Annotated in this window: 28 protein-coding genes; 16 read left to right on the top strand and 12 right to left on the bottom strand. The window is 33.7% G+C overall.

Going from position 1 to position 26,566, the window contains the following annotated elements:
- The first annotated feature begins 194 nt into the window (after positions 1-194).
- Positions 195-1,904, top strand: a complete 1,710-nt coding sequence (lysS, locus tag OA85_RS08235) for a lysine--tRNA ligase (RefSeq protein ID WP_039109047.1) — start codon at positions 195-197, stop codon at positions 1,902-1,904.
- A 57-nt stretch (positions 1,905-1,961) separates the two neighbouring features.
- On the opposite strand, the gene OA85_RS08230 is transcribed toward lysS, so the two are convergent.
- From OA85_RS08230 to OA85_RS08210, 5 genes are all read right to left on the bottom strand, one after another.
- Positions 1,962-2,933, bottom strand: coding sequence for a transporter (locus OA85_RS08230; RefSeq protein ID WP_039109046.1), 972 nt, complete (start codon positions 2,931-2,933; stop codon positions 1,962-1,964).
- A gap of 4 nt (positions 2,934-2,937) precedes the next feature.
- Positions 2,938-3,975 (bottom strand): cytochrome-c peroxidase, encoded by a 1,038-nt coding sequence (locus tag OA85_RS08225; protein ID WP_039109461.1) that lies wholly within the window; start codon positions 3,973-3,975, stop codon positions 2,938-2,940.
- A 169-nt stretch (positions 3,976-4,144) separates the two neighbouring features.
- A complete protein-coding gene (locus OA85_RS08220; protein ID WP_039109045.1) occupies positions 4,145-4,942 on the bottom strand; it encodes an MbnP family protein in 798 nt (265 codons plus the stop codon).
- 113 nt (positions 4,943-5,055) lie between these two features.
- Positions 5,056-5,397 carry a hypothetical protein gene (locus OA85_RS08215; RefSeq protein ID WP_039109044.1) on the bottom strand — a complete coding sequence of 114 codons (342 nt, stop codon included), beginning with the start codon at positions 5,395-5,397 and terminating at the stop codon, positions 5,056-5,058.
- A 167-nt stretch (positions 5,398-5,564) separates the two neighbouring features.
- Positions 5,565-7,379 (bottom strand): hypothetical protein, encoded by a 1,815-nt coding sequence (locus OA85_RS08210; protein ID WP_039109043.1) that lies wholly within the window; start codon positions 7,377-7,379, stop codon positions 5,565-5,567.
- A gap of 219 nt (positions 7,380-7,598) precedes the next feature.
- Here OA85_RS08210 and OA85_RS08205 point away from each other — a divergent pair, with 219 nt between their 5' ends.
- Positions 7,599-8,051, top strand: a complete 453-nt coding sequence (locus tag OA85_RS08205) for a hypothetical protein (protein WP_052257169.1) — start codon at positions 7,599-7,601, stop codon at positions 8,049-8,051.
- Between the two features lie 113 nt (positions 8,052-8,164).
- Here the strand turns inward: OA85_RS08205 and OA85_RS08200 are convergent, their stop codons facing one another.
- The 3 genes from OA85_RS08200 to OA85_RS08190 all read right to left on the bottom strand — a co-directional run bounded on the left by OA85_RS08200 (position 8,165) and on the right by OA85_RS08190 (position 10,401).
- Positions 8,165-9,109 (bottom strand): ABC transporter ATP-binding protein, encoded by a 945-nt coding sequence (locus tag OA85_RS08200; protein WP_039109042.1) that lies wholly within the window; start codon positions 9,107-9,109, stop codon positions 8,165-8,167.
- 104 nt (positions 9,110-9,213) lie between these two features.
- On the bottom strand, positions 9,214-9,909 hold the full coding sequence (locus OA85_RS08195) for an OmpA family protein (protein ID WP_039109041.1): 696 nt from the start codon (positions 9,907-9,909) through the stop codon (positions 9,214-9,216).
- 18 nt (positions 9,910-9,927) lie between these two features.
- Positions 9,928-10,401 (bottom strand): lipocalin family protein, encoded by a 474-nt coding sequence (locus tag OA85_RS08190; RefSeq protein WP_039109040.1) that lies wholly within the window; start codon positions 10,399-10,401, stop codon positions 9,928-9,930.
- A gap of 178 nt (positions 10,402-10,579) precedes the next feature.
- Here OA85_RS08190 and htpG point away from each other — a divergent pair, with 178 nt between their 5' ends.
- Positions 10,580-12,481, top strand: a complete 1,902-nt coding sequence (gene htpG, locus OA85_RS08185; RefSeq protein WP_039109039.1) for a molecular chaperone HtpG — start codon at positions 10,580-10,582, stop codon at positions 12,479-12,481.
- A 476-nt stretch (positions 12,482-12,957) separates the two neighbouring features.
- On the opposite strand, the gene OA85_RS08180 is transcribed toward htpG, so the two are convergent.
- Entirely contained in the window at positions 12,958-13,425 is a 468-nt protein-coding gene (locus OA85_RS08180; RefSeq protein WP_039109038.1) for a hypothetical protein, read from the bottom strand.
- 202 nt (positions 13,426-13,627) lie between these two features.
- Between OA85_RS08180 and OA85_RS08175 the strand changes: the two genes are divergently transcribed.
- The 13 genes from OA85_RS08175 (at position 13,628) to OA85_RS08115 (ending at position 23,357) form a co-directional block, all read left to right on the top strand.
- Positions 13,628-14,029 (top strand): DUF2721 domain-containing protein, encoded by a 402-nt coding sequence (locus OA85_RS08175; RefSeq protein ID WP_039109037.1) that lies wholly within the window; start codon positions 13,628-13,630, stop codon positions 14,027-14,029.
- Positions 14,030-14,169: 140 nt separating this feature from the next.
- Positions 14,170-15,066 carry a DMT family transporter gene (locus OA85_RS08170; protein ID WP_039109036.1) on the top strand — a complete coding sequence of 299 codons (897 nt, stop codon included), beginning with the start codon at positions 14,170-14,172 and terminating at the stop codon, positions 15,064-15,066.
- An 82-nt stretch (positions 15,067-15,148) separates the two neighbouring features.
- Complete coding sequence (locus OA85_RS08165) at positions 15,149-15,514, top strand: hypothetical protein (protein ID WP_039109035.1); 366 nt, start codon at positions 15,149-15,151, stop codon at positions 15,512-15,514.
- Between the two features lie 28 nt (positions 15,515-15,542).
- Complete coding sequence (gene aqpZ / locus OA85_RS08160; protein WP_039109034.1) at positions 15,543-16,250, top strand: aquaporin Z; 708 nt, start codon at positions 15,543-15,545, stop codon at positions 16,248-16,250.
- 75 nt (positions 16,251-16,325) lie between these two features.
- On the top strand, positions 16,326-16,928 hold the full coding sequence (locus tag OA85_RS08155) for an alpha-ketoglutarate-dependent dioxygenase AlkB (RefSeq protein ID WP_039109033.1): 603 nt from the start codon (positions 16,326-16,328) through the stop codon (positions 16,926-16,928).
- A 46-nt stretch (positions 16,929-16,974) separates the two neighbouring features.
- The gene (locus tag OA85_RS08150; RefSeq protein ID WP_039109032.1) at positions 16,975-17,802 is read left to right on the top strand and encodes a sterol desaturase family protein; all 828 of its coding nucleotides are present in this window, start codon (positions 16,975-16,977) and stop codon (positions 17,800-17,802) included.
- Positions 17,803-17,922: 120 nt separating this feature from the next.
- Positions 17,923-18,201, top strand: a complete 279-nt coding sequence (locus tag OA85_RS08145; RefSeq protein ID WP_035670363.1) for a DUF2805 domain-containing protein — start codon at positions 17,923-17,925, stop codon at positions 18,199-18,201.
- A gap of 154 nt (positions 18,202-18,355) precedes the next feature.
- Positions 18,356-18,634: a DUF2089 family protein gene (locus tag OA85_RS08140; protein WP_039109031.1), complete on the top strand. Its 279-nt coding sequence runs from the start codon at positions 18,356-18,358 to the stop codon at positions 18,632-18,634.
- On the top strand, positions 18,631-19,212 hold the full coding sequence (locus OA85_RS08135) for a hypothetical protein (RefSeq protein ID WP_039109030.1): 582 nt from the start codon (positions 18,631-18,633) through the stop codon (positions 19,210-19,212). Before OA85_RS08140 ends, OA85_RS08135 begins: the two co-directional genes overlap by 4 nt.
- A 10-nt stretch (positions 19,213-19,222) precedes the next feature.
- Positions 19,223-19,564, top strand: a complete 342-nt coding sequence (locus tag OA85_RS08130) for a hypothetical protein (protein WP_039109029.1) — start codon at positions 19,223-19,225, stop codon at positions 19,562-19,564.
- 2 nt (positions 19,565-19,566) lie between these two features.
- Complete coding sequence (locus OA85_RS08125) at positions 19,567-20,514, top strand: alpha/beta hydrolase (RefSeq protein ID WP_039109028.1); 948 nt, start codon at positions 19,567-19,569, stop codon at positions 20,512-20,514.
- A 53-nt stretch (positions 20,515-20,567) separates the two neighbouring features.
- The gene (locus OA85_RS08120) at positions 20,568-22,430 is read left to right on the top strand and encodes a peptidase M61 (RefSeq protein WP_039109458.1); all 1,863 of its coding nucleotides are present in this window, start codon (positions 20,568-20,570) and stop codon (positions 22,428-22,430) included.
- A gap of 216 nt (positions 22,431-22,646) precedes the next feature.
- On the top strand, positions 22,647-23,357 hold the full coding sequence (locus OA85_RS08115) for a DUF4369 domain-containing protein (protein ID WP_039109027.1): 711 nt from the start codon (positions 22,647-22,649) through the stop codon (positions 23,355-23,357).
- Positions 23,358-23,418: 61 nt separating this feature from the next.
- Here the strand turns inward: OA85_RS08115 and hemL are convergent, their stop codons facing one another.
- The 3 genes from hemL to OA85_RS08100 are packed head-to-tail and all read right to left on the bottom strand — an operon-like array spanning position 23,419 to position 26,523.
- On the bottom strand, positions 23,419-24,705 hold the full coding sequence (gene hemL, locus OA85_RS08110) for a glutamate-1-semialdehyde 2,1-aminomutase (RefSeq protein ID WP_039109026.1): 1,287 nt from the start codon (positions 24,703-24,705) through the stop codon (positions 23,419-23,421).
- Positions 24,706-24,737: 32 nt separating this feature from the next.
- Complete coding sequence (locus tag OA85_RS08105; RefSeq protein ID WP_039109025.1) at positions 24,738-25,634, bottom strand: glucosaminidase domain-containing protein; 897 nt, start codon at positions 25,632-25,634, stop codon at positions 24,738-24,740.
- Positions 25,627-26,523, bottom strand: coding sequence for a 1-aminocyclopropane-1-carboxylate deaminase/D-cysteine desulfhydrase (locus OA85_RS08100; protein ID WP_156129422.1), 897 nt, complete (start codon positions 26,521-26,523; stop codon positions 25,627-25,629). Before OA85_RS08100 ends, OA85_RS08105 begins: the two co-directional genes overlap by 8 nt.
- Positions 26,524-26,566: the final 43 nt, after the last annotated feature.

Below are 26,566 nucleotides of genomic sequence, written 5' to 3'. Positions count from 1 at the left end.
TGAATGATGATTTTTTACCAAATGTAAAATAATAACTACAATTCCTAGCCCAGATTAAAGTGGAAATCCTTTTTATTTTTTCTTTAAAAATAAAAAGATTATAACGGAAAGCTGGAAATAGCTCCAAAAAACGGTTAGCACTTTGCTACTTTGCTACTTATACAGTATCTTTGCGCTCTTAAAAACAGCATAAAATGGCATTATCCGAACAAGAAATATTACGTAGAGAAGCACTTACCGAATTACGCAATTTAGGCATTGAGCCTTATCCAGCAGCCGAATTTATCACAACCGCTTATTCGAGCGAAATCCTAGCCGATTTCGAGAAGTACGAAGGAAAAGAAGTTGTTTTAGCAGGACGTTTGATGGGTAAGCGTATCATGGGAAAGGCGTCATTTGCAGAATTGAAAGATGCTGAAGGACGTATTCAAATCTATGTTTCGAGAGATGATATTTCGACTGATGAGGAGAAAACAATGTACAATGTAGTTTTCAAAAAACTATTGGATATTGGCGATTTTATTGGGATTCGTGGAACGGTTTTCAAAACGCAAGTTGGGGAAATTTCCGTTCATGTTTATGGATTGACGGTTTTGGCAAAAGCCTTGAAACCACTACCAGTTGTAAAAACGGATGCTGACGGAAAAACGCACGATGCTTTTGCTGATCCAGAACAAAGATACCGTCGTCGTTATGTAGATTTAACAGTGAACGATCATGTCAAAGAAACGTTTATCAAGAGAACAAAATTGTTCAATGCAATGCGTTCTTTCTTTAATGACAAAGGATATTTAGAGGTAGAAACTCCTGTTTTACAACCAATTCCTGGTGGAGCTGCAGCGCGTCCTTTTATCACGCACCACAACTCGCTTGATATGCCTTTATACATGCGTATTGCGAATGAGTTGTACTTAAAAAGATTAATTGTTGGTGGTTTTGAAGGGGTTTATGAGTTTTCGAAAAACTTCCGTAATGAAGGAATGGACCGTACGCACAATCCGGAATTTACTGCCATGGAAATATATGTAGCCTACAAAGACTACAACTGGATGATGAAATTTGCCGAAGATCTTTTGGAGCATTGCGCGATTGCCGTAAATGGGACATCAGAAGTGACTTTTGGAGAACATACCATCAACTTTAAAGCACCTTATGCACGAGTTACGATGACCGATTCTATCAAACATTTTACAGGATTTGATATTTCTGGAAAAAGTGAAGTAGAGTTATTTGACGCTGCCAGAGGCATGGGAATTGATGTAGATGCCACAATGGGTAAAGGAAAACTGATTGATGAGATTTTTGGAGCAAAATGTGAAGGAAATTACATCCAACCCACTTATATCACGGATTATCCAAAGGAAATGTCACCATTATGTAAACAACACCGTGACAATCCGGAATTGACAGAACGTTTTGAATTAATGGTTTGTGGTAAAGAAGTAGCAAACGCTTATTCTGAATTGAATGACCCAATTGACCAAAGAGAACGTTTTGAAGACCAAATGAGATTGGCTGAAAAAGGAGATGATGAAGCCACAGGAATTATCGATGAAGATTTCTTGAGAGCTTTAGAATACGGAATGCCTCCAACATCTGGAATGGGAATTGGAATGGATCGATTGATTATGTATTTAACTAATAATGCTTCTATTCAAGAAGTATTGTTGTTCCCACAAATGCGACCAGAGAAAAAACAAGTTCAAATTGAATTGCTAGACGAAGAGAAATTAATCATTGCTCTTTTGAAAACCAATGAAAGCAAAATGGATTTGGGATTATTGAAAGTAAAATCAGATTTAAGCGGAAAGAAATGGGATGCTGCCATGAAAGGTTTGGCAAAACATGGTTTAGTGAAAGTCGCTTTAGTAGGTGATAGTAAAGTGGTGGAATTAGCTGAATAGTTTATTCCGTTTGATTATATAAAAAAGGAGCTTCAATTGAAGCTCCTTTTTCTGTTTTTACAACGTATAATTTAAATTGACACTCCAACGGTAATTGGCTTCGATTTTTGAATTGGACAAATGTTGATTGATGGGAAGCATGGCATTAACACCGATGGAAAAGTCCCCTTTTCCAGCTTCAATTCCAAATTTACTAAAAAGAATATCTCCAGAAGTATCCGGTAACTTTTCTCCATATTGCTTATTGGTTTCATAGACTTCGCCCGCCAAACCCAATTGCGGAACCAGTTTTACAGCGGGTAAATCAAAAAGATAAAACAGTGTACTGCCGTAATTAAATTGATTTCCAAATTGGTATTGCTTTTGGTTTTCGGTTTTGAAAGTATAATTCAGCATCGTGCTTAATCCTAAATTTTTCTTTTTGACAACATATTCCGAAACCAAAAGATAATCCCAACTTCCTGTTCCCACTTGGAAACTCTGGTTGACACTTCCGGTATTGTTAGCTTCATCAAATTTTCCTGTAGGTATTTTTACTCCTCCTCCCAATTGCAGTTTATGGGTAAAAACTGTGCTGTCTTTTTGCGTTTGATATACAGAATACATCGCCATAACGGAGATATCGCCCAATCCTTGAATGTTTTCTGTTCCGGTGGAACGTTCCCGAGTGTGAAAGTGATACGGAACCAATGCCGAAATCTGGATTTTTTCTGTAATTGGTATTTTAGTCCAAATTTGGATTGTATTGAAATTTTCGTCAATCCACGGTGAATTGGCGAAAATCCCGTCTCTACTGGTATAACTTTGATTGAAATAGCGCAAGCCTACAAAATTATTATTCAGCATAGAACTAAATCCCATACTACCTCCACTTGCAGAACAACCACAGGCATCACAATCATCTTCGAAATCTTCAAGCAATTGCATTTTCTGGAAGGTAAATCTCGAAATGCTGTCTTTTTCTGTTTTGGCAAAAACAAACTGGTTTACAAAAAGAACTAAAACAATAATTAAAATTTTATTTTTCATGGTTTTAATATTCTGAGAATCGTTTATCGGTGAGATATTGATTATCGGTTAGTGTTTTTAGGAAGGCAATTAATCTTGTTTTTTCAGTATCAGAAAGCGGAATTCCTAAATTTCCGTTTTGATTTAGAATCGGGTCTAAAGTGGCTCCATTTACAACTCCGGAAGCATAATGATTCAAAACAGATTCTAATGTCCCGAATCTTCCATCGTGCATATAAGGTGCAGTTTTTTCAATATTTCGCAAACTAGGCACTTTGAATTTATAATAATCCGCTGCCAATTGTGTCACACGAAATCTTCCCACATCATTTATTTGCGGATTGACTGCCAAACCATTATTCCGATAGGAATTATCAGTCATCAAATCCGTTGCATGACAAGAAGCACACTTAGCATTGAAAAGTGTATAACCCGCTAATTCCTCCGAAGTTAAAGTACCGCCCGTTTCATTACGTCGGTATTTATCAAATTTAGAATTGGATGACGTCACCATTAACATAAATTGAGAAAGTGCTTTCAGCATATTTTCGGTATTTATGGCTCCATCAGTAAATGCTTGCTGAAAAAGCTTTTGATAGGTTTTATCGGCTTTCATCATGGCAACAATTGCCGTCAAATTTCCATTCATTTCAATCGCACTTGTCAACGGAATAATAGGTTGCAAATCCAGATGCGTTGTTGCTCCATCGTACATAAATGCCGTTTGATAGCCTAAATTTTGAATCGGAGGCGTGTTTCTGGTTCCGATATTATCCCCAACTCCGTGACTGAAAGTATGCCCATGATGTGTAAATGCATTTTCCTGAATGTGACAAAAACCGCAAGAAATAAGACCGTCCGAAGATAATCTTCCATCGTAGAACAACTTTTTTCCCAGTTCAAATCCTTTCTCTGTTGGTGGATTCAATGCGATATTATAAGCCAAATCTGGAAAATTAGATGGCACTTCGAAATCTAAAGGTTTATTGACATAAACATCATCTTGATCCGAACAACTGGAAAGCAAAGTCAAAAAAAGAAATAACAGTATTAATTTGTACATCTTCACGTTTTTTAGCCCTGATAGTAATGGAAAGCCCACAGCAGAAAAATGTAGTTTTTCTTGCTGGAAAAAAGCGACCAAAGGAAGCTCTTTTTCCAGCTTAGAAAACCACATTTTTTAGCGAGGACTTGCAATGTATAGCAGGAAATAGCTTCTAATTCAGCACGTATTAATCGTTATGAACGTGCGCTACCGTAAACATTCCGTTAAGGTTTGCTGTGATTAAAGGCAAATTTGTTCCACCCATAATCATGGCTCCCATTCCGCCCATGTTATTGTCAGACAATTTGATTTTGTTTGTTCCGTCAATAATTTTAGACACATCCGCCACAACATGAATTTCTGGAGCAATAGTAGTTCGTACCATCGCTTTTGTAGGCAAATCAAGTGTTACTTCGGTATAGTTATAATTTGTTCCCGTTTGTCCCGTATGAACCATAAATGAGGTACTGTTAGCTACTGTTGGGGACGTAAATGTCCCCTCGAAAGCCAGGAATTTATATCCCGCAGACCAACTCCACAACATATCAGCAGCTTGGGCTGTAGCCAGGAAATTTCCTTGACCCGCTGCACCCAATTCCCATTGCGCTTTGTCAACTCCTATTCCAAATTTTACTTTGGTATAATTTGCCGCAGGAACATTCGTTAATTCCAATAAATGACTGGCTTCAGTAGCTTCATCAACTATAAAATAGCTTTCGCTTTTTGGATAGGTAAAAGTAGTTCCATCCTCTTTGGTCAAGACGATGTTGCTGATAATGTATTTAACTGTATTGATTTTTAACACTTCCCCGTTGGAAGTTGTATTGGCTTGCGTGTTTAATATCAAGTCATTTGACCCAAAAGAATTATCGAATTCAACCCCTAAGTTTCCTGTTCCTGAGATTACCTCATCATTATTAGTACAGCCTGCAAAGACAGCGCTTAATGCAATAATTGCTATTGCTTTATTCCGTAAATTTTTCATTTATATGATTGTATATTTCTTCTTATTTGTTTTGAAATAATTACGCGTACAAGCTGGTTTCAAATGACATTTGTCAAATGAAAAAATACACGTAAAAGTGTTTCAACTAAAATTTAAGAAATAAAAATGGGCGGATGAAAAATGGAATATAAATTCAGGTGGGAATATAGATTACTATATTTTGAATGTATTGGTGTTTTGGTATTTCCGTTATAAACTAATAAGGAGAAGTCGTTTTTGATGTCCAAAATTAAATCAACAGTATCGAATGTTGTATTCTTTTTGTTAGAAGATGTTTGTTTTTCTTCTTCTTGTGCTTTGGCTAATTCTTTCATCAAATGGCACTTCCCATTACAATGCATCATCGGTTTTGCCTTGTTAACACACAGCACTTTTGAAATATATTCATAATTAATTGCATATTCTAAAACCGGAAATAGTGGCTTTAAAAACATGAACAATACTATTATGAATGCTATTTTTTTCACGGGGCAAAGGTAGATTATAATTTTTTAAAGTAAATCTAATTTGAAAAATTAAAAGACCTTTTTTATTTTATTATTATTTCCTCGGTTACAGAAAATAAAAAAATAGGCTTGAAAAACGTCAAGCCTATTTAGTATTAAACCAAAACTAATTCCGGAATTTGAATTTCAATCAATGTAGTTTTATAACTATTAAATTGATTTAGAATCTCTTTTTTAGTGCTTTCGAAAAAAGGCGTTGCTGAAAATAAATCTTCATAATATGCGATTCCTTCCATCAAATTCTTTTGGAATGAATGCCATTTTTTTATTTGCGCCGCAGTAATTTCATCAGAAACTGCCGCGATTTCATTTGTCAAGTAATCCAAATACATTTTTAATTCTTTGACAAAGAGATTAGGACGATTCGCAGCCGTTAATACAGAAGCGTTTCCATAAATATGTTGCACCATTTTAGAAAGTGAAACTTCTTGGTCAAAATAAGCCATATTGGGTCCAGGACAAATAATTACGCCTTGTGCCTGCCCTTTAATTTTAATATCATTTTCGAGATACGAAGCATTGGCCAAACCTACACAAAGACATGCTTTTTCAGTAATGCTGCTTTTCTTTTTATTATAAACATCTGCTGATAGAATATCTTTTTGCTGCAATAATTCTTCCAGTTTTAGATCTTGGTATTTTTTGGAAGAAGTGCAAATTCCTTTTACATCGTATTCTTTGCTTAACGCCAAAAATCGCTTTGGACACGAACTTCCCGCTTTACTTTCCTCAATGCGTTTCAGTTTTAATTTTTCATTAGTTGTTCCTCGCAACGTATTAAAAGGAATTCCCAACGGCGAAATATGACTTAAATACAAATCATCTTCTTTGGCTCCAGCCAATAATATTCTGGTGTGTTTATTAACGGAAGTCGCTTCGGGAACCAATAAAAATGGGGAACCCCAACCCACAGCATCAACTTTATAATGATCCAATAGGAAATCGTGTTCTTCAGAAGTTCCTACACCTCCTTGAACGGTGATTTTTAAATCCAATGGCTGTTCCGGAACATGCATTTCTTTTTGTCCCAAAGCTTTCACCATCAAATCATGGGCAGATTGAATCAATTGGTCTTTTTTCTGTTTGAATTCTTCTAAAATGGGTCCCAACAGATACCCATCGGTAGCAAAAGCATGTCCGCCACAATTTAGTCCTGATTCTATTCGGTATTCAGAAACCCAAAGTCCTTTCTTGGCTAAAAAATTCCCTTGAATCATCGCCGAACGAAAATCGCTTACTTTCAGCGTAATTTTCTTTTTTAGTGTGTTATTCAAATCAGGAAAGAAAGCCGTAAAATTTTCAAAGTAACTGTACAACCTGGGATTCATTCCTGCAGATAAAACTACTGATGATTCTAACGTGCTATTGGCAAAGCCCCGTAGAGCGGCATGCGCATCATTGAAAGCAATTGGTAATTGTTCATCCTTAATGAAATTGTCCTTATCGAGTTTGGTCATTATATTCACATCAATAGCACCCGGATAAAGATTATTCTCCAGATAATTTTTGATGTTTTCTTTGAAAGCAAAACCGTCTTCCAACAAATTTTGCAAGCCTAATTTAATTTCCGATTTATTGGGCAACATTGCTATATAATTTTCCAATGCTAATTTGCTCTCGGACAACTCAGTTTTTAAATTTTCAAATTTTTCTTTTACGATTTTGTCTACCAAATTCAAATAAGAAGTAATTCGTTCTGCCCTATAATCATGAATTTTTTGAGTGATTTCTTGGTAAGGAAGATCAAATTTCTTACTATAAAATGCATTCATTTTTTCGATAAGTTCATCATCCATAATTGAAATCACAGAAGATATTCCATACTTCGCCACTCTTATAGGACTATCAATCGTATATGCAAGTCCCATTACCGGAATATGAAATGTATGAAGTGGTTTAATTGTTGTCATGCCTAAATGATTTAATAAATAAACCACAAAAGTCGAGAAACAAAACGGCATAAAAGCTGATAAATATCATGCGCTATAAATTACTACGCTGAAAACAATAATACTTTTTAGGTAGCTGAACAATGAGTTTTCTCACATTATCCAAACGATAAACTTTTGTTAACGATTAAACTTTTCATTTCTTCTGTTGTCTTATAACCATAACTTAAAACAATAGAAATGAAAAAATTAATTATCGCCGCATTATTAGTTGTCGGTATGTCATCTTTTGCTCAGGACAAAAAAGAAATGGAAAAAAGACCTCGTAGAGATGAGATGGAAAAATTCACTCCAGAACAACGAAATCAATTAATGTTAAAAAAAATGACATTAGACCTAGACTTGAATGCCAAACAGCAAGAACAAATGAAACAAATCATTGCTGAACAAAGTACCAAAAGAGAAGCTATGAGAACGGCGCGAAAAGCGAATCAGGAAAAACCGACTAGTGATGAACTTTTTGCAATGAAAAACAAGATGCTAGATGAGCAAATTGTCATGAAGAATAAAATGAAAAGTATATTGTCTCCGGAACAATTTGAAAAATGGGATGCAATGAAAGAAAAACAGCATCAAAGAAATGGACATCGTGGACATCATGGAGGAGAAAGAAAAGCAGAGTTAAAAAAATAACATAAATAAAAACCCCAAAATTCAAGACTTTGGGGTTTTATATTTTGCTGTAATGCTATCATGCAATAGCCATTTCTAGTTGTCCATTGCTTTCTGAATCTACAATTTGCTTCTTACCCTAACATCAATGTCACTTCCTGATTCAATTCTAATTCCGAATCATGTTCAAAGAAAATGGCTCTTCTTTCAAAAGCTGCTTTTATCAAATAATGGCTTCCTTTAAAATAACATTGTTTTACAACTACGTGCATCATTCCCTTATCGACCACTTTCAACTGATGTGGATAGAGCAAAAGTGCTTCATCGTCACCATCAAGTGCAATTAATTGTGACAATTTTAATTCATTTACTTCCCCAAAAAGAGACGCAACATATTTATTTGTGGGATTTTCATACAAGGTTTTTGAGTTTCCTTTTGTAAGCACTTTTCCGTTGTGCATTACGATAGTTTCATCCGAAAAGGACAAAGCATCCGTACTGTCATGTGTAGCAATAATACAGGTAATCCCTTTTTGTTTTAAGTAACTGAATAAATTTCTACGCAAGGCATTTTTTCTAAAGGAATCAATCTGACTGAAAGGTTCATCCAGCAAAACTATTTCCGGCTCCAATGCTAAAACTCTTGCCAGTGCAACTCTTTGTTGCTGTCCGCCACTAAGGTATTTAGCTTTCACTTTAGCAAATTCCGACATTTCAACCATTTCCAAAAGTTCCTGAACTCTGGCTTTCTTTTTGTCTTTATAAATATTAGACAAAAACTTCCCTACATTTTCTTCAACAGATATATAAGGCATCAAGTCGAAATCCTGAGCTAAGTATTTAATATAATCTTCCCCGGGAACAAGATTGCGTTTGGGTCCAAAAATGGGTTTATTATTATAGGCTATTTGACCTTCATCTAAATCATATAATCCATATATCAATTTCAACAAAGTACTTTTACCACAGCCACTTTCACCAATTACTGCTACATTTTGTCCTTGGGTAATTTCAAAACTAATATTCTTGATAACGGGATTTTCAATGTAAGTAAAAGATATATTTTTTATTTCAAGCATGTTCAGTATTTAAGAGCGCAAATTTACAATGTTTAATTTAAAAATGAAGTCAAAAAAAAAGCTGTTTCATGACGAAACAGCTTTTACTTTTATAGAAAATTAGCTTATTGCTTCACTTCTGTTTTAGCTTCTTGAATCATTTTTTCATTTGCAGTAATAGCAAATTCAACACGACGGTTTTGACTTCTTCCATCAGCAGTTTGATTAGATGCAATTGGATCAGCAATACCCATACCAGTTACTTGAAATCTACTGGAAGAAACCCCTTTGCTTGCTAAATAATTTCTAACAGACGCAGCTCTTTCACCAGAAAGTTTTAAATTATAATCTGCTGGACCAGTACTGTCAGTATATCCGTAAATAGTAATATTAGTATCTGGATATTCTCCAAAAACAGGAACCAATTTATCTAAATTAGCTTTTGCAGAAGCTGTCAAAGAAGATTTATTAGTATCAAAACGTACTGCATTTTCATTCAAAACTAATTTAATTCCTTCTCCTACACGAACTACTTCAGCTCCTGGAAGTGCAGCATCGATTTCTCTTGCTTGTTTATCCATTTTGTTACCAATAACTCCACCGGCAACTCCACCAACAACTCCACCTAATACCGCTCCTAATGCTCCGTTACCACCTTTACCTAAATTATTTCCCAGGACTCCTCCTAAAACAGCTCCGGCAACAGCTCCTATTCCAGCTCCTCTTTGCGTTTTATTCGTATTTTTAACTGCCTCACAGCTAGTAAACATTGAACCCATCAACATTATTGTTGCCATTGCAACTATTGAAATCTTTTTCATATTTGTATTTTTAATTAATTAGTTTTTTTGAAATTGGTAAACCACATCAGTCATTTTTCCACCTACATCAATTTTATCAATCAACTGAAAAGAAGTTTCTGTTTGGTTCGCTACATATAATATATACCCTTCTCTAACTTTTTTTGCTTTTATGCCTGCATCCAAAACTTTCAGAATAAATTGACCATCTTTATTTACAAACCAAGTAATTGGAGAACTAAATGAGGAACATCCAGCTTTTGTCAAAGCCATATCTCCTTTATTATTATTAGAAATAAATTTCCAAGTACTACCTACAAAACATTCTGAATCAGCAATTTGAAATGAATTCACTTTAATGTATTGTGAACCTGGATAGGTTACGGAACTGATAACCCAGTTTCCTTTCATAGCAACTTGCGCTTTTCTATCGGTATTTGTACTGGTTACTGATGTTGACTTACATGCAAACATCAAAATAGCTAATGTGCATAATAAAATAACTTTTTTCATCGTGTCAAAAAATTTTGTGATTAATATTATTACAAAGATACAACGCATCAAAACAAAAATGTTTCACAATTAAATTATTTTATATCATAATTAACGCTTACGACAATTTGTCACTTTAATCTAGATTGGTATCTTATTTGACTGAATAGTTCCAAATTCAAACTTAAAAATTCAAAATATGACAACTGGAAAAATTAATGTTTCGGTAGAAAACATCTTCCCCCTAATCAAGAAATTCTTGTACAGTGATCACGAAATTTTCTTGCGTGAATTGATTTCAAATGGGACAGACGCCACGCTAAAATTAAAACATTTAACAAGCATTGGCGAAGCCAAAGTAGAATATGGCAACCCAATTATCGAAGTAAAAATCGACAAAGAAGGTAAAAAACTACACATTATCGATCAAGGTTTAGGAATGACTGCAGATGAAGTAGAAAAATACATCAACCAAGTAGCCTTTTCTGGTGCTGAAGAATTTTTGGACAAATACAAAGACTCTGCTAAAGATTCAGGAATTATTGGTCATTTTGGTCTTGGTTTCTATTCTGCATTTATGGTTGCCGAAAAAGTGGAAATTATCACTAAATCTTTCAAAGATGAACCTGCAGCACACTGGACCTGTGATGGAAGTCCTGAGTTTACATTAGAGCCTGCGGATAAAACCACTCGTGGAACAGAGATTATTTTGCATATTGCTGAAGATTCTTTAGAATTTTTGGAAGACGCAAAAATCAATCAGTTATTGAATAAATACAATAAGTTCATGCCTATTCCAATTAAATTTGGAACTAAAACGGAGAAAATTGAACAAAAAAAGGGCGAAGAAGTTGCTCCAGAAGACAAAGAAGAAACCTTCAAAACAGTTGAAATAGATAATATCATCAACAACCCAAATCCAGCTTGGACGAAACAACCAACTGAATTGTCGGATGAAGATTATAAAAATTTCTACCATGAATTGTATCCAATGCAATTTGAAGAACCGTTATTCCATATTCATTTAAATGTAGATTATCCGTTTAATTTAACAGGTATTTTATATTTCCCAAAATTGGGTTCTGATTTACAAATTCAGAAAGATAAAATTCAATTGTACCAAAATCAGGTTTACGTAACAGATAATGTAGAGGGAATTGTTCCTGAATTTTTAACCATGCTTAAAGGGGTTATCGATTCACCGGATATTCCATTGAATGTATCGCGTTCTGGATTACAAGCGGATGCTGCCGTTAAGAAAATATCGAATTATATTACCCGTAAAGTAGCTGATAAACTAAAATCGTTATTCAACGAAAACCGTGAAGATTTTGAGAAAAAATGGAACGACATAAAAATCGTTTTAGAATACGGAATGCTTTCCGAAGATAAATTCTACGAAAAATCAGGTGCTTTTGTTTTGTATCCTACTGTAGATGATAAATATTTTACATTAGAAGAACTAAAAGAAAAACTGGCTGCAAATCAAACTGACAAAGACGGAAAACTGGTTGTTTTATATGCTGGAAATAAAGAAGCGCAACACTCGTATATTGAAATTGCAAAAGAAAAAGGATATGAAGTTTTATTGCTTGATTCTCCAATTATCTCTCATTTAATTCAAAAAATTGAAGGCGATAACAGCGGGATGACTTTCGTACGTGTTGATTCAGACCATATTGATAATTTAATCAAGAAAGAGGAAACTACTATTTCTAAATTATCTGAGGAAGAACAAACGAATTTAAAAACTGTTTTAGAGGCAATTGTACCTAAACAAACCTACTCCGTTCAACTGGAAGCTTTAGACAGCAATGCTTCACCATTCATCATCACGCAACCAGAATTCATGCGTAGAATGAAAGAGATGAGTCAATCCGGTGGCGGCGGAATGTTCGGAATGGGCAATATGCCGGAAATGTACAATTTAGTGGTGAATACCAATTCTGAATTGGCAACAAGCATCCTAAACAATAAAGACAAAACAGCTCAGGAAAGTTTGGTAAAACAAGCCTTAGACTTAGCTAAATTGTCACAAAACTTATTAAAAGGAGAAGCATTAACAGCTTTCGTGAAAAGAAGTTTTGATTTAATAAAATAGTTTATTTGGTTATTCGTATAACCGATGAAAAGAGAAAAGACCTGCTTGTGTAAACTTGCAGGTCTTTTTTATTTTTAAAAATGAAAAACAGCAAAAAGAATAACGAACTTTGAAACAAGATTTAAAAAAATACGATAGCGAGAATTTTTAATCCGTGTCCACAACAGTAAGCAACTAAACTAAAAAAACCACGTAGCTAAGCGAGAGCAATGTCATTAAGTTAAGAATAATACACTATGACTTTGTGATTTCTCCTTCGTCGAAATGACAAAAAAATTAACTTATAAAATCCCAGTAAGACGACCACAAACAAAAGCAGATAAATAAAATCATGCACGTATTAATTGAAATAAGTTTACTTTTTTGTCGCAATAGGATTTATTGTAACAGAAATTAATGCAAAATACCTGCCTGTAAAATAATAAAGCCGTTTTTTCTAAACAAGAAAAAAACGGCTTTTTGTAAACTTCAATATATTAAAAAAGACCTAATCGTACGCTGGGGGCACGCACGCCTATTTGTGTACTTACCGAAGTATTGTTTGGTGCTCTTTGATAATTTCTTTGATCATATTCATAATAATAAAATCCTGCGTGTCCATAAAAGGAATCACTGTGGTGGCAATTAGCATCACAATGAGAATGATGCGTTGTATAAACATCTTGCTTGCTGGCAATATAGGCCTGATATGCTTTTCTATTCTTTTTTTTCAAATCCTTTTCGTACTCTTTTTGCTCTTTCCAAAAAGCTTTCTCCTCGGCTTTCGTTTTAGCCGTAAATGTCAATTCATAATTAGCATCTTCACTACCCCTTTGTTGATAATAAGTGATTTTATCTGCATTGGTATTTATGCTTGTTTCACTTTTTACACTGGCTTCTTGTGCATTTACTGTTGCTATTGCTCCCAAAAAAAATAGGACAAGTAGGACTTTAATTGTTTTCATGATTATAAATTTTAATTACAGTTATTATCGTTTGACTAACTTCAATAATAAGACAACTGTAAAACACTTTACCCTACCTAAGAGTTGTATTATTTTAAAAACGCATCAAGAAACTGCAAGTTCACTCTTGCCATTTTTTTTATTTAAAAAAGAATCGAATTGCGTACTTTAGATTTTTCATTATAAAAACACAATCACAATTATGACTTTACACATAGAAACTCCTGCTTTACTTTTCTCAGCAACCTCGTTGATTTTATTGGCATATACAAACCGATTTTTGACCGTTGCAACAATTGTCAGGGGACTAAAAAAGACATACAAAGAGAAAGAAAATAAAATGATTTTATTGGAAATCAAAAACCTGAACTTACGCTTAACACTCATTCGCTACATGCAAATGGCTGGAGTATCAAGTCTCTTTTTATCCGTTTTTACAATGTTATTGTTATTTTTAGATCAGCAATTATTTGGAATTTATCTTTTTGGAATGAGTTTACTTGGTTTGCTTATTTCATTGGGATTATCATTTTGGGAAATAAATATTTCGGTAGATGCATTGCGTTTACATTTAAGTGATTTGATAGAAAAAGAAACAAAATAACTCCATAAACAATGTTCCCATTGAGAAGGAATTTTTAAATTGTTGTTTTAAGGAAATACTAAAACTTGAATCTTAATTCATAATTGACACACATCCCAAAAACAAAAACCTATCTTTGCCCGCTTTTTAAAATAGAATAAATGATAAAGAACAATGTATTAAAAGGAGTTTTTTTAGTAGGTCTTGGCGCAACGAGCTACGGAATGCTGGCTACGTTTGTAAAAATAGCTTATGGAGAAGGTTTTACAACTCCCGAAGTGACAATAGCCCAATTTATATATGGAATTCTAGGAATGTTGATTATCAATAGCTATCAAAAAGCTAAAAAAGGGAATAATGTTGTAAAAGCTTCTAAGAAAAACATTTTTCAATTGATGCTAGCCGGAACTTCTCTGGGAATGACCAGTGTTTTTTATTATTTGGCCATCAAATACATTCCTGTTTCAATTGCTATTATTTTGTTGATGCAAACCGTTTGGATGGGCGTTTTATTCGAAATGCTTTTAGAAAAGAAAATACCTTCTATACAAAAAATCATATCTGTAATCATCGTATTAATAGGAACGGCTCTCGCTACAAATCTCATTCAGAGCAAAGTTGATTTTGACTGGCGCGGCATCATATTGGGGCTTTTATCAGCGGTTTCTTTTACCACAACAATGTTTACCGCTAATCGTGTGGCAACACATGTTTCGTCAGCGCAACGCAGTCTTTTTATGTTGTTGGGTGGCGCGATAATTGTTTTTGGGTTTGCTATTGCAACACAAAACACTCCTTTCAATTTTGAGATTTTCATGAAATGGGGAATTGTATTGGCCCTTTTTGGGACAGTGATTCCGCCATTATTATTCAATGCCGGTTTTCCTCTTACCGGAATTGGATTAGGAAGCATTGTTTCCGCATTAGAACTTCCGGTATCGGTACTAATGGCTTATTTTCTTTTAAGCGAAAAGGTAAACACTGTTCAATGGTTTGGAATTCTTTTAATTATTCTGGCTATAATCATCATGAATGTAAATTTCAAGAAAACAACCTAATTTTCATTTAAAGCTAAAATTATTAATTTAATTGTATTATTTGTATTAATAATTTTATTAAATTCGTAACAAACAACTTGTTATGACTTTACCTTGGCATTTATACGCAATGGCTTTTGTTTATATTTTAGCAGGATTTAATCATTTCAGAAACCCTCGCCTTTACCTAAAAATCATTCCTCCTTATTTTCCAAATCCAAAGTTATTAAATTCCATAAGCGGTTTTGCTGAAATACTTTTGGGAATAGCACTTTGCATTCCTACTGCTTCAAAACTTGCCGCTTGGGGAATTATAGCCTTGTTACTTGCAATTTTTCCAACGCATATTTATATGTATGCAAATGAAAAAGCGAGAATGGGTTTACCTAAATGGGTTTTACTTTTACGAATACCCTTGCAGTTTGGCTTGATGTACTGGGACTTTCAATATACATTTCTCAATAATTAACTTTACCCTTAATTTAAATAAATCTATTATGAAAAAACTTTTTGCAGAATTTTTCGGAACGTATTGGTTAGTATTTGGAGGTTGTGGCAGCGCACTTTTTGCTGCTGGAATTCCTGATTTAGGGATTGGATTTGTGGGAGTTTCTCTAGCTTTTGGTTTAACGGTTTTGACCATGGCCTATGCAGTAGGTCACATTTCCGGTGGTCATTTTAATCCGGCTGTTTCTTTTGGATTATGGGCAGGAGGCAGATTTTCGGCCAAAGAATTACTGCCTTATATCATTGCGCAATGTGTTGGTGCTATTGCTGCAGCAGGAACTTTATTCACAATTGCATCCGGAAAAGCTGGTTTTATGATAGACAATACTAAGGCTGGAGCTTTTGCATCGAATGGATTTGGCGCTTTTTCACCCGATGGATATTCCATGCAGGCAGCTTTTATAGCCGAATTTGTCTTGACCTTATTTTTCTTATTGATCATCCTTGGCGCAACCGATAAATTTGCAAACGGAAAATTCGCAGGAATTGCCATTGGTTTAGCATTAACCTTAATTCACTTAATCAGTATTCCTATCACCAATACTTCTGTAAATCCGGCAAGATCATTATCGCAGGCTTTATTTGTAGGAGGTGAACCGTTATCACAAGTATGGTTGTTTTGGGTTGCACCAATATTAGGCGCTATTGTGGCTGGTCTTATTTATAAAAATCTATTGCAGGATAATTCAGAAGCATAACTTTTTAAAAAATATATTTATTCCAAAGAGAAAAATGAAACCGCAACGTTACGTTTTTCTCTTTATTTTTGCACAATGAATTCACTATTTCAATCAGAACCGATACATCTCCAATTGCAAGATGCAGAAATCATGTATTATCCTGCTTTTTTTACCAAAGAAGAAGCCGATAGTATTTATGCGGAGCTGATACATGAAATTCCTTGGCAACAGGATGAAATTCGAGTTTTTGGCAAAATTCATCCGCAACCTCGATTGACTGCTTTATTTGGAAACGAAGGAAAACCATATTCGTATTCAAATATAAAAATGCAACCGCATCCTTGGAATTTGCTTTTGCAAAAGATAAAATCACAAATTGAAAGTGTTTCCAATACTAATTTCACTACCGTTTTACTCAATTATTACCGCGACGGAAAAGACAGTAACGGCTGGCACGCCGATAACGAAAAAGAATTAGGGATAAATCCTGTAATCGCTTCGGTGAGTTTTGGTGCCGAACGCACGTTTCAATTGAAACACAATTCCAACAAAGACCAGAAAAAAAGCATTGTCCTGGAGCATGGGAGTTTATTACTGATGAAAGGAACTACACAGCATTTCTGGAAACATCAAATCCCAAAAACCGCAAAACCCATAAGTTCCCGAATCAATCTTACTTTTAGGGTAATCAAATAGATAATTTCTGCAAAAAATCATTAGATTTGAAATAAATACTCAAATTATGAATGCTATTATTGCCTATTTTTCTACAATCCCATCTTCACATAGGAGTTTAATTCTTGTGAGTGGAATCACTATTTTTTGGTTGATAGAAAATGCTTTTCCGCTTTTTAATTTTACCTATAAAAAATGGCATCATGCAAGTATCAATATTTTTTTGACGTTTACGACAATCGTTGTCAATTTCTTTCTGGCTTTTATTTTATTAAAATCTGCAGATTGGACCGTTGCAAACCATTTTGGAATTCTACAATGGCTTCCACAAATGCCTTTAGGAATTTACGCTCTTGTTGGATTGCTTTTATTGGATTTAATAGGCGCTTATTTAGTTCATTTAGTAGAACATAAAACCAAAATGCTATGGCGTTTTCACTTAATTCACCATACTGATACATGGGTTGACACAACTACTGCAAACAGACATCATCCAGGAGAAAGTATAATCCGTTTTACGTTTACCACTCTGGGAGTTTTAATCGTAGGAAGTCCCATGTGGATGGTTTTTCTTTATCAGACTTTATCCGTTATTGCCACACAATTTAATCACGCCAATATTTCGCTTCCTAAAAAAATGGATACGATTTTGAGTTATTTTATTGTATCTCCAGATATGCATAAAGTACACCATCATCATGTGTTACCTTATACTGATAGTAATTACGGAAATATATTTTCGATTTGGGACCGTCTTTTTGGGACATTTATGGCACTCCCAAAAGAAGAAATTATCTATGGTATCGATACACATCCCAATCCCGAAGAGCACAATCAATTGAAAAATTTGCTCGAAATACCGTTTCAAAAACCACGTTCAACAGAAAACAACTAAAAAACAATAAAAAAAATCTTGTTTTGATACGAAGTAATTATTTTTTTTCTTAATATTGGAATATAATTAGAAATGACATTTATTAATCATTAACAACTTATTTGAATTAATTTTCACGTGATGAAAAAGAGTAACCGCAAAGAATTGAACTGGGAACAAACAGAAAAACTTGTTACACTGGCCTTAGAGGAAAAAAATCCTTTTGAAATTATCAAAAAAGAATTTGGTTTGGCTGAAAAAGAGGTTCTTGAGATCATGAAAAAGAAGATGCCAGCAGAAAAATTTGAAATGTGGAAAAAGAAAGCTACTGCAAATAAACCAAAACCAAAACCTGTTAAAATAGATGATTTTGATGAAGATTTGGATGGTAAATATTACATAAAAAATAAACTTGATTAAAAATAAAACTCCTGTATCATTCAGGAGTTTTTTTGTTTTTTGACAAATTTAAATTTTATTTCCAAGCACCTTTTTATTAATAATATTAATATACGAATAAATAATATTAATTAATATATAAATATTATTTACATTTGCATACTAATATAACTGTATGCAACCAAAACTTCCTATACAATGCCCGAGTTGCGAAAACGCACTTTCGGTTACACAGCTTAGCTGTGGGAATTGCTCAACGATCGTTTCAGGCAATTATTCCTTACCGCTACTCCTTCAAATATCAGAAGAAGAACAAAACTTTATTCTTCAATTTTTTATGACAAGCGGAAGTTTGAAAGAAATGGCTTCTCAAATGGGAAACAGCTATCCCACCGTAAGAAATAAATTAGACGATATCATTCAGAAAATAAGCCTTCTAAAACAAAAAATATGAAAACATTGCTATTCAATCCTTTCGAAAAATATTCGGAAAGGATTTTAATTATTGTGGGATTAGCATTTACCGTAATTGGTGGTTATTTAGGTTTTGTTTTTAATGCACGCTTTGATGGAGTTATTGATTTACACTTTGTAGAAAAAGTGTCTCTTTATCAACCTATTTTAGAAATTGGGATTAATATTCTATGTACAACTGTTTTATTATTTATTGTTGGCAAAATCATTAATCCAAAAACGAGAATTATTGATATTTTTTTGACAAGTATGATTGCTCGAATTCCATACTACATTGTTACTTTCTTCAATGCAAATAATAAAGCGTATACTATTTCACAAGGAATTTTAAACTTGGTGAAATCTAATAAAACAAACCCGCTTTCAAGTACGGATATTTTCTATCTATTACTGATGTCATTTGCAATTATTGCTTCGTTAATTTGGTTCATCGCATTACTTTTTAACGGATTTAAAACAGCCGTAAATGCAAAAGAAACCAAGCATATCTTATTATTTATAGCAGCTATTGTTGCTGCAGAAATTATTTCTAAAATAGTAATTATTAATTTTTTATAAATCTAAAATTATGGTTTCAGTAACATTAGATGGCGATACATTTATTTTTGAAATAAAAGGTCTCCATAAAATTTGGGCGATGGAAAGTAAGATTACCATTTCAAAAGAGAATATTATAAGAGCGTATCAAAACAAAAACGAATTTACGTTTTGGAGAGGTTTCAGAATGCCTGGTACAGAAATTCCCGGTATAATTACCGCTGGAACATTTTATAAAAAAGGCAGGAATTTTTGGGACGTTATGAATAAAAAAAATGCTCTGATTGTGGAACTAAAAGACAATTATTACAAAAAACTAATTATCGAAGTTGCCAATCCAGAAGAAACAATGCGCCTATTAAACACTAAATAAAAATGAAAAAATCACTATTCTTATTGCTGACATTATTTTCAACACTATGTCATTCTCAAACAGAAATAGCACTTAAATCCTTTAACAAGGAAGAAATCTCCATCAATCCATTGATAAAAGGTTCGTTGTATTCTCCTTTAAAACAAAACAAAAAGACGAATCTTGTTATTCTTATTGCAGGCTCTGGACCTACTGATAGAGATGGAAACCAAAAAGGTTTAATCAACAACGCTTCAAAATACTTATCCGAAGAATTAGTAAAAAATGATATTGCCGTTTTCAGTTATGACAAAAGAATTATCGCGCAAATGATGGCAGGAACTGTAAACGAAGCGACACTTTCATTTGATGATTTTGTCAATGATGCAAAAGACGTTTTCACTTATTTCAAAAATCAAAAAAAATACAACAAAATAATAATTGCAGGACACAGTGAGGGTTCACTAATAGGAATGCTAGCCGCAAACAACAATGCCGATGCCTTCATTTCATTGGCAGGAGCCGGAAGAACAATTGATGCTGTTTTAACAGAGCAAATAGAGAAACAAGCTCCTTTTCTAAAAGAAGAAGTACAAAAAGATCTTGAAATTCTTAAAAGCGGAAAAACCTTTGAACTAAAAAATCAAATGCTAGCTTCTTTATTTAGAACAAGTGTTCAACCCTATATGATTTCATGGATAAAATACAATCCGCAAGATGAAATCAAAAAGTTAAAAATCCCCACATTACTGATAAATGGAACCAAAGATTTACAAGTCAACGTTACAGATGCGGAGCTATTGAAAAAAGCAAAACCTGATGCTGAACTTGTTATTATTGACAATATGAATCATATTTTCAAAGAAATTATGGGTGATGATACCGAAAACATGAAATCCTATACCAATCCTGATTTACCGGTATCGACAAAATTAACTAACACCATTACTGTCTTTATTAAATCATTATAAACTGTAACAATAGCAGGGTTTAAATGACTTATAACAAAAATAAAACGAACAAAATGAAACGAATACTTTTTTCCCTTGCTTTAGCTTCAATTCTTTGGAGCTGTAAAACGGCAAGTACTTCTATTACTAATGCTTCAAAACAAGAAGTTCAGGTTGCAATCAATCTAAATGATATAAAAAATGACAAGGTGATGGTAACCGTAAATGCGCCATCAATTTCTACTGATGAAATTACGTATCATATTCCAAAAACAGTTCCAGGAACGTATTCTGAAGACAACTACGGTAGATACATTGATGATTTAAAAGCGTATGATACAAAAGGAAATCTATTGGTGGTAAAGAAAACAGACACTAATTCTTGGTCCATTGCTAATGCAAAAACGTTAGACAAGATTACTTATTTGGTAAATGATTCATTTGATACCGAAACTGGTAAAAAATTTGGTGATGATGAAATTTTTTCGCCTGCAGGTTCTAATATTGATGCCGGTAAAAACATAATGCTAAACACACATTGTTTTGTGGGTTATTTTACAAATTACATGTCAATACCCTATGAAGTAACGATTTCACATCCAGCAACGCTTTGGGGAGCGACCTCCATGACAGACTTGGACGCCAGTACTACTAATGATAAATTCATAACGTCTCGTTATGCTGAATTAGTAGAAAATCCGATCATGTATGCCAAGCCAGATTACACCACTTTTACAGTTGATGGAATGGAAATATTGATTGGTGTTTATTCTCCAACTGGAAAATATACCGCTGAAAGCATTACTCCAGAGATGAAAACGATCATGACTGCCCAAAAGAACTTTTTAGGTAAAATAAATTCTACTAAAAAATACAGTGTTTTGTTGTATCTCTCGACAATGAAGGAAGATGACGCAAAAGGATTTGGTGCTTTGGAACATCCTACAGCAACAACAGTAGTTTTACCTGAAATGATGCCAAAAGATGAATTAGTAAAATCGATGAAAGATGTGGTTTCACATGAATTTTTCCATATTGTAACTCCTTTGTCTATTCATTCTAAAGAGATTCAATATTTTGATTACAATGCACCAAAAATGTCTCAACACTTGTGGATGTACGAAGGTGTTACAGAATATTTTGCTAATCTTTTCCAAATTAACCAAGGCTTAATTGATGAAGATGAATTCTATACGCGGATAGCAGAAAAAATAACTCGTGCCAACACTATGAATGATACCATGTCATTTACAACTATGAGCGCTAATGTACTAACTCAACCTTACAAAGACCAATACCTAAATGTATATGAAAAAGGGGCACTTATCGGAATGTGTTTGGATATTATAATTCGAGAAAAAAGCAACGGAGAAAAAGGGATTCTTGATTTGATGCAAAAGCTATCGAATGAATATGGTCCAACAAAACCATTTAATGATGAGGAACTTTTCGCAAAAATAACAGCTTTAACCTATCCTGAAGTAGGGACTTTTTTAACTACTTATGTATCTGGAACAACCCCAATTCCTTATGCTACTTACTTGGCTAAAGCGGGTGTCACTAATACAATAGAAAAAGTACCAGGCAATGTTTTCTTAAAAGGGAAAACACCCTATATCAATGTTGACCAAAAAACTAAAGAAATAATCGTTGATCCAAAGATAACGTTAATCGATTTTTACACCAGTTTAGGACTTAAAGGAGGAGATATCATAATCGCTATAAATGATAAGCCCTATTCTTTAGACAATATCTATGAAATGATTGCCGAAAGTCAAAAATGGAAAGAAAACGATGCAATTTCAGTAAAAATAAAACGTAACGGCACAACACAAATTATTAACGGAAAAGTAAAATTGCCTTACGAAGAAAAAGACGGTTTGAAAGCTACAGATTCTTCAAAAAACAAATTAAAAGAAGCTTGGTTTAAAGCATAAACCAAAAAACAATTCATAAAATCCCAATTTAGAAATAGATTGGGATTTTTTTTGTAAAATTTGAACGCGTTACCAAATCATTCCAACAATTTTCTTTATTTTGCGTCAAAATATAAACACAAATGAAATCGCCATGATTCAATTCCGAAGCTTCGGGACAAATCATAATAAAGAATGGTGATACCATGTTCCAAAAAAAACAAATATTAACTTCACATGAAAAAATCTATTATCGCATTCGCTACCCTTTTGCTTTTATCTTCTTGTAGCGAAAAGGAATCAAAAACAAACTTACATATTACCGGAAATATCAAAGGATTAAAAAAAGGGACTTTATATATTCAAAGAATAGTCGATACCAGCCTTGTAGCTATTGATACTATTAACATCGATGGAAGCTCTGCTTTTGAAAGTGACTTAGATTTAAAATCTCCTGAAATGCTCTATTTATTTTTGGATAGAGGCGTAAGCAATTCACTGGATAACAACCTCACATTTTTTGCTGAACCGGGAAATATAACTATTGAAACTAGTTTAGACTCCTATCTTTCTGGTGCAAAAATTACAGGATCAAAAAATAACGATTTATATCAAGAGTATAAAAAGATAAATTCTCGTTTCACAGATGAAAATCTTACTTTAATTGAGAAAAAATTCAATGCCATTAAAAATAATAACACGAAAGCGATTGACAGCTTAAGTGCAAAACAAGACTCTAATATAAAAAGAAAATATCTATTTGCTACCAACTTTGCAATAAACAATAGAAACTACGATGTAGCGCCTTATATTGCCTTGTCAGAGATTTATGATATCAATATTAAATATTTAGATACGATTCAAAAATCAATGTCTCCAAAAGTGGCACAATCACTTTATGGAAAAAAATTGACTAAATATGTTGCCGATATCAAAAAGCAAAAATAAATTGGGTTCAAATTACACCATAAAAAAACTTCCGGTCTAAGCCGGAAGTTTTTTTTTATAATTAAAAAGTTTTAGAAACTTTATCTACAGCTTGAATTGTAAAATCTAAATCATCATACGTTAGTGCATCAGTGATGAACCAGGTTTCGTAAGCGGATGGAGCAATATAAATTCCTTCCTGTAATAATCCATGAAAGAATTTTTTGAAGGTCTCATTATCTCCTTTTGCAGCAGATTGAAAATCGACTACCGGAGCAGTATCAAAATGCACGGAAACCATCGAACCAATTCTGTTTATGGTAAAAACAACATTATTTGCTTTCAAAACTTTTTCTATTCCTGCAGCTAAATACGCTGTTTTTTCTTCTAATCTTTGAAAAATAGCACGATCCGTATCTAATGATTGTAACATTGCTAATCCTGCTGCCATCGCTAACGGGTTTCCAGATAAAGTACCTGCTTGATAAACAGGTCCTAATGGAGCCAGATAATTCATAATTTCGGCACGGGCAGCAAAAGCGCCAACCGGCAAACCTCCGCCTATTACTTTTCCGAAACAAACTATATCAGCAGTTATATTAAATAATTCTTGAACACCACCTCTGGCAAGTCTAAATCCCGTCATCACCTCATCAAAAATCAGCAGAATTCCATTGTCTGTACACAATTGGCGCAAGCCTTCCAGAAAACCTTTATTTGGCGGAATACAACCCATATTTCCAGCAACAGGCTCTACGATAATGGCTGCAATTTCATTTTTATTGGCTGTAATTAAAGCTGCTACATTCTCTAAATCATTGTAACGTGCCAGCAAAGTATCTTTGGCAGTTCCAGCAGTTACTCCAGGACTGTTTGGTGTTCCAAAAGTAATCGCTCCACTTCCAGCCTGAATCAAAAATGAATCCGAATGGCCGTGATAACAACCTGCAAATTTGATTATTTTATCTCTTTTGGTAAATCCACGAGCGAGTCTTACCGCACTCATACAAGCTTCAGTTCCTGAATTTACAAATCTAATTTTATCAATATTAGGAACCATAGAAACAGCCAAAGCTGCAATTTGAGTTTCTAATTCTGTGGGCATTCCAAAAGAAGTTCCCAATTTAGCTTTCTCAATCACGGCTTGTACAACCGGTTCAAAAGCATGTCCTAAAATCATTGGTCCCCATGAATTAATGTAATCAATCAAACGGTTTCCATCTTCATCATACAAATAAGCACCTTTGGCACTTTTAACAAAAATTGGAGTTCCACCTACCGCTTTAAAGGCTCTTACTGGTGAATTTACTCCTCCTGGAATTACTTTTTCTGCTTCAGCAAAAAGCTGACTACTTCTTGTATATAACATTTATAAATTTTGAGTTATGATTATTTTTTAGATTATTTCACTATCAGTTTTTGCCCAATAGAAAGTATATTATTCGAAAGATTATTTATTCGTTTTAATTCATCCACCATTAGGTTGAATTTTTTCGAAATCGAATAAAAAGTATCTCCTTTTTGAACTTCATATAAAGCTAAATCTTCACTTTTTGATTTTTTAGTTTCTAATGTCAATTCCTCTACCAATTGTTTTTCATTCGACACATAATTCAAATCTAAAACCTGATTGTCATATTGATGCAAATTATAACGTTCAATATAGGAAATCAATTTATCAGGATATCTTGGATCTGTTGCATAACCTGCCGTTCTTAATCCTCTGGCCCAAGCCTTATAATCTCCTTTTTGTAATGCAAATAATTTAGCATATCTACTTCTGCCAGTTAGAAATATAGCATGGTCTTTAAACGACTCTGATGGATTATTGTATTTTCTGAAGCATTCCTGATCAGAATCATCATCATGCCTCACACTTTCTCCAGTCCAGCCTTCATGGCATTTTATACCAAAATGATTATTGGCACTTATGGCCAAATCACCTACTCCAGCACCCGATTCTAAAATTCCCTGGGCTAAAATAATACTGGCAGGAATACCATAATTTTTCATATTCCCCATCGCAATATCTTTGAATTGGGAAACATAAGCTTTAATCACTTCATTAGTAACCACCGTTTTTGATGTGGAAACAATTACTTCTGTCTCTTGATTATTTTGTTCTTGCTTTACTGGTTTTGTATATAGCGGTTTTGCTATATTAGCCTTTTTAGTAGTATTAACTACTTGTGATTTTGGTTTTACCGGAACTTTTTTCGTAGTTATAATAACCGGTTTTGTGGCTTTACAACCTACCAAAAATATTAGTATAAAAAGCAGTAGAATTTTTTTAAACATTGATATTGATTGTTGGTAATTGTTTGTTTCTTAATTTCATATTCATTCCCTGAATTCCTTGAATTCCACCAGTATGAATTAGTAAAATTTTTGATTGAGCCGGAAAATAGTTGTTCTGTATTAAATCTATAACGCCAAAAACCATCTTTCCTGTATAAATAGGATCCAAAGGAATTTGATTTTCCTCATAAAACCGATTTATAAAATCGATTAATGCTGAATTTACTTTTCCGTAACCTCCAAAATGATAGTCCGTAATTAATTCCCAATTCTCATTTTGGGCAAAATTACGAATTTCATCTTTTAAAAAATCACCTTTTAAAGCAGGAAATCCTAAAACTTTTTGATGCGGTAAAACACTGTTTATAATTCCTGAAATGGTTCCGCCTGTTCCTATTGAACAACAGATATAATCAAATTTAGCATCGTCTTCAGTTAGAATTTCCTCACAGCCCTTGATGGCCAATTCATTGGTTCCTCCTTCTGGAATAAGATAGAAATTTCCGAATTTTGTTTTTAATTTTTCTAAAAATGAGATCTCACTTTTTAAGCGATACTCCTCCCTGGAAACAAATTCCAATTGCATTCCACAGTTTTGAGCGAATGATAGAGTTGGATTTTCTGAAATTTTACTCCCTAATTCTTCTCCTCGAATAATCCCAATAGTTTTGAATCCCTTTTCTTTTCCTGCAAAGGCGACTGCTGCGATGTGATTTGAAAAAGCCCCTCCAAAAGTCAATAGTGTTTCCTGATTTTCTTCTTTTGCTTGAAGCAAATTATACTTCAACTTCCTAAACTTATTTCCCGAAACAAAAGGATGAATCAAATCTTCGCGTTTGATATGCAATGAAATTGAATTTGGAAATGATATCGTTACCTGTTGATTCAAACTAAATATTTTTTACAAAGGTAAAATTAATATATAATAAAAA

Source organism: Flavobacterium sp. AED, assembly GCF_000812945.1.
In the GTDB taxonomy this organism is placed as follows: domain Bacteria; phylum Bacteroidota; class Bacteroidia; order Flavobacteriales; family Flavobacteriaceae; genus Flavobacterium.
This window is presented reverse-complemented; position numbering and strand designations above follow the sequence as displayed.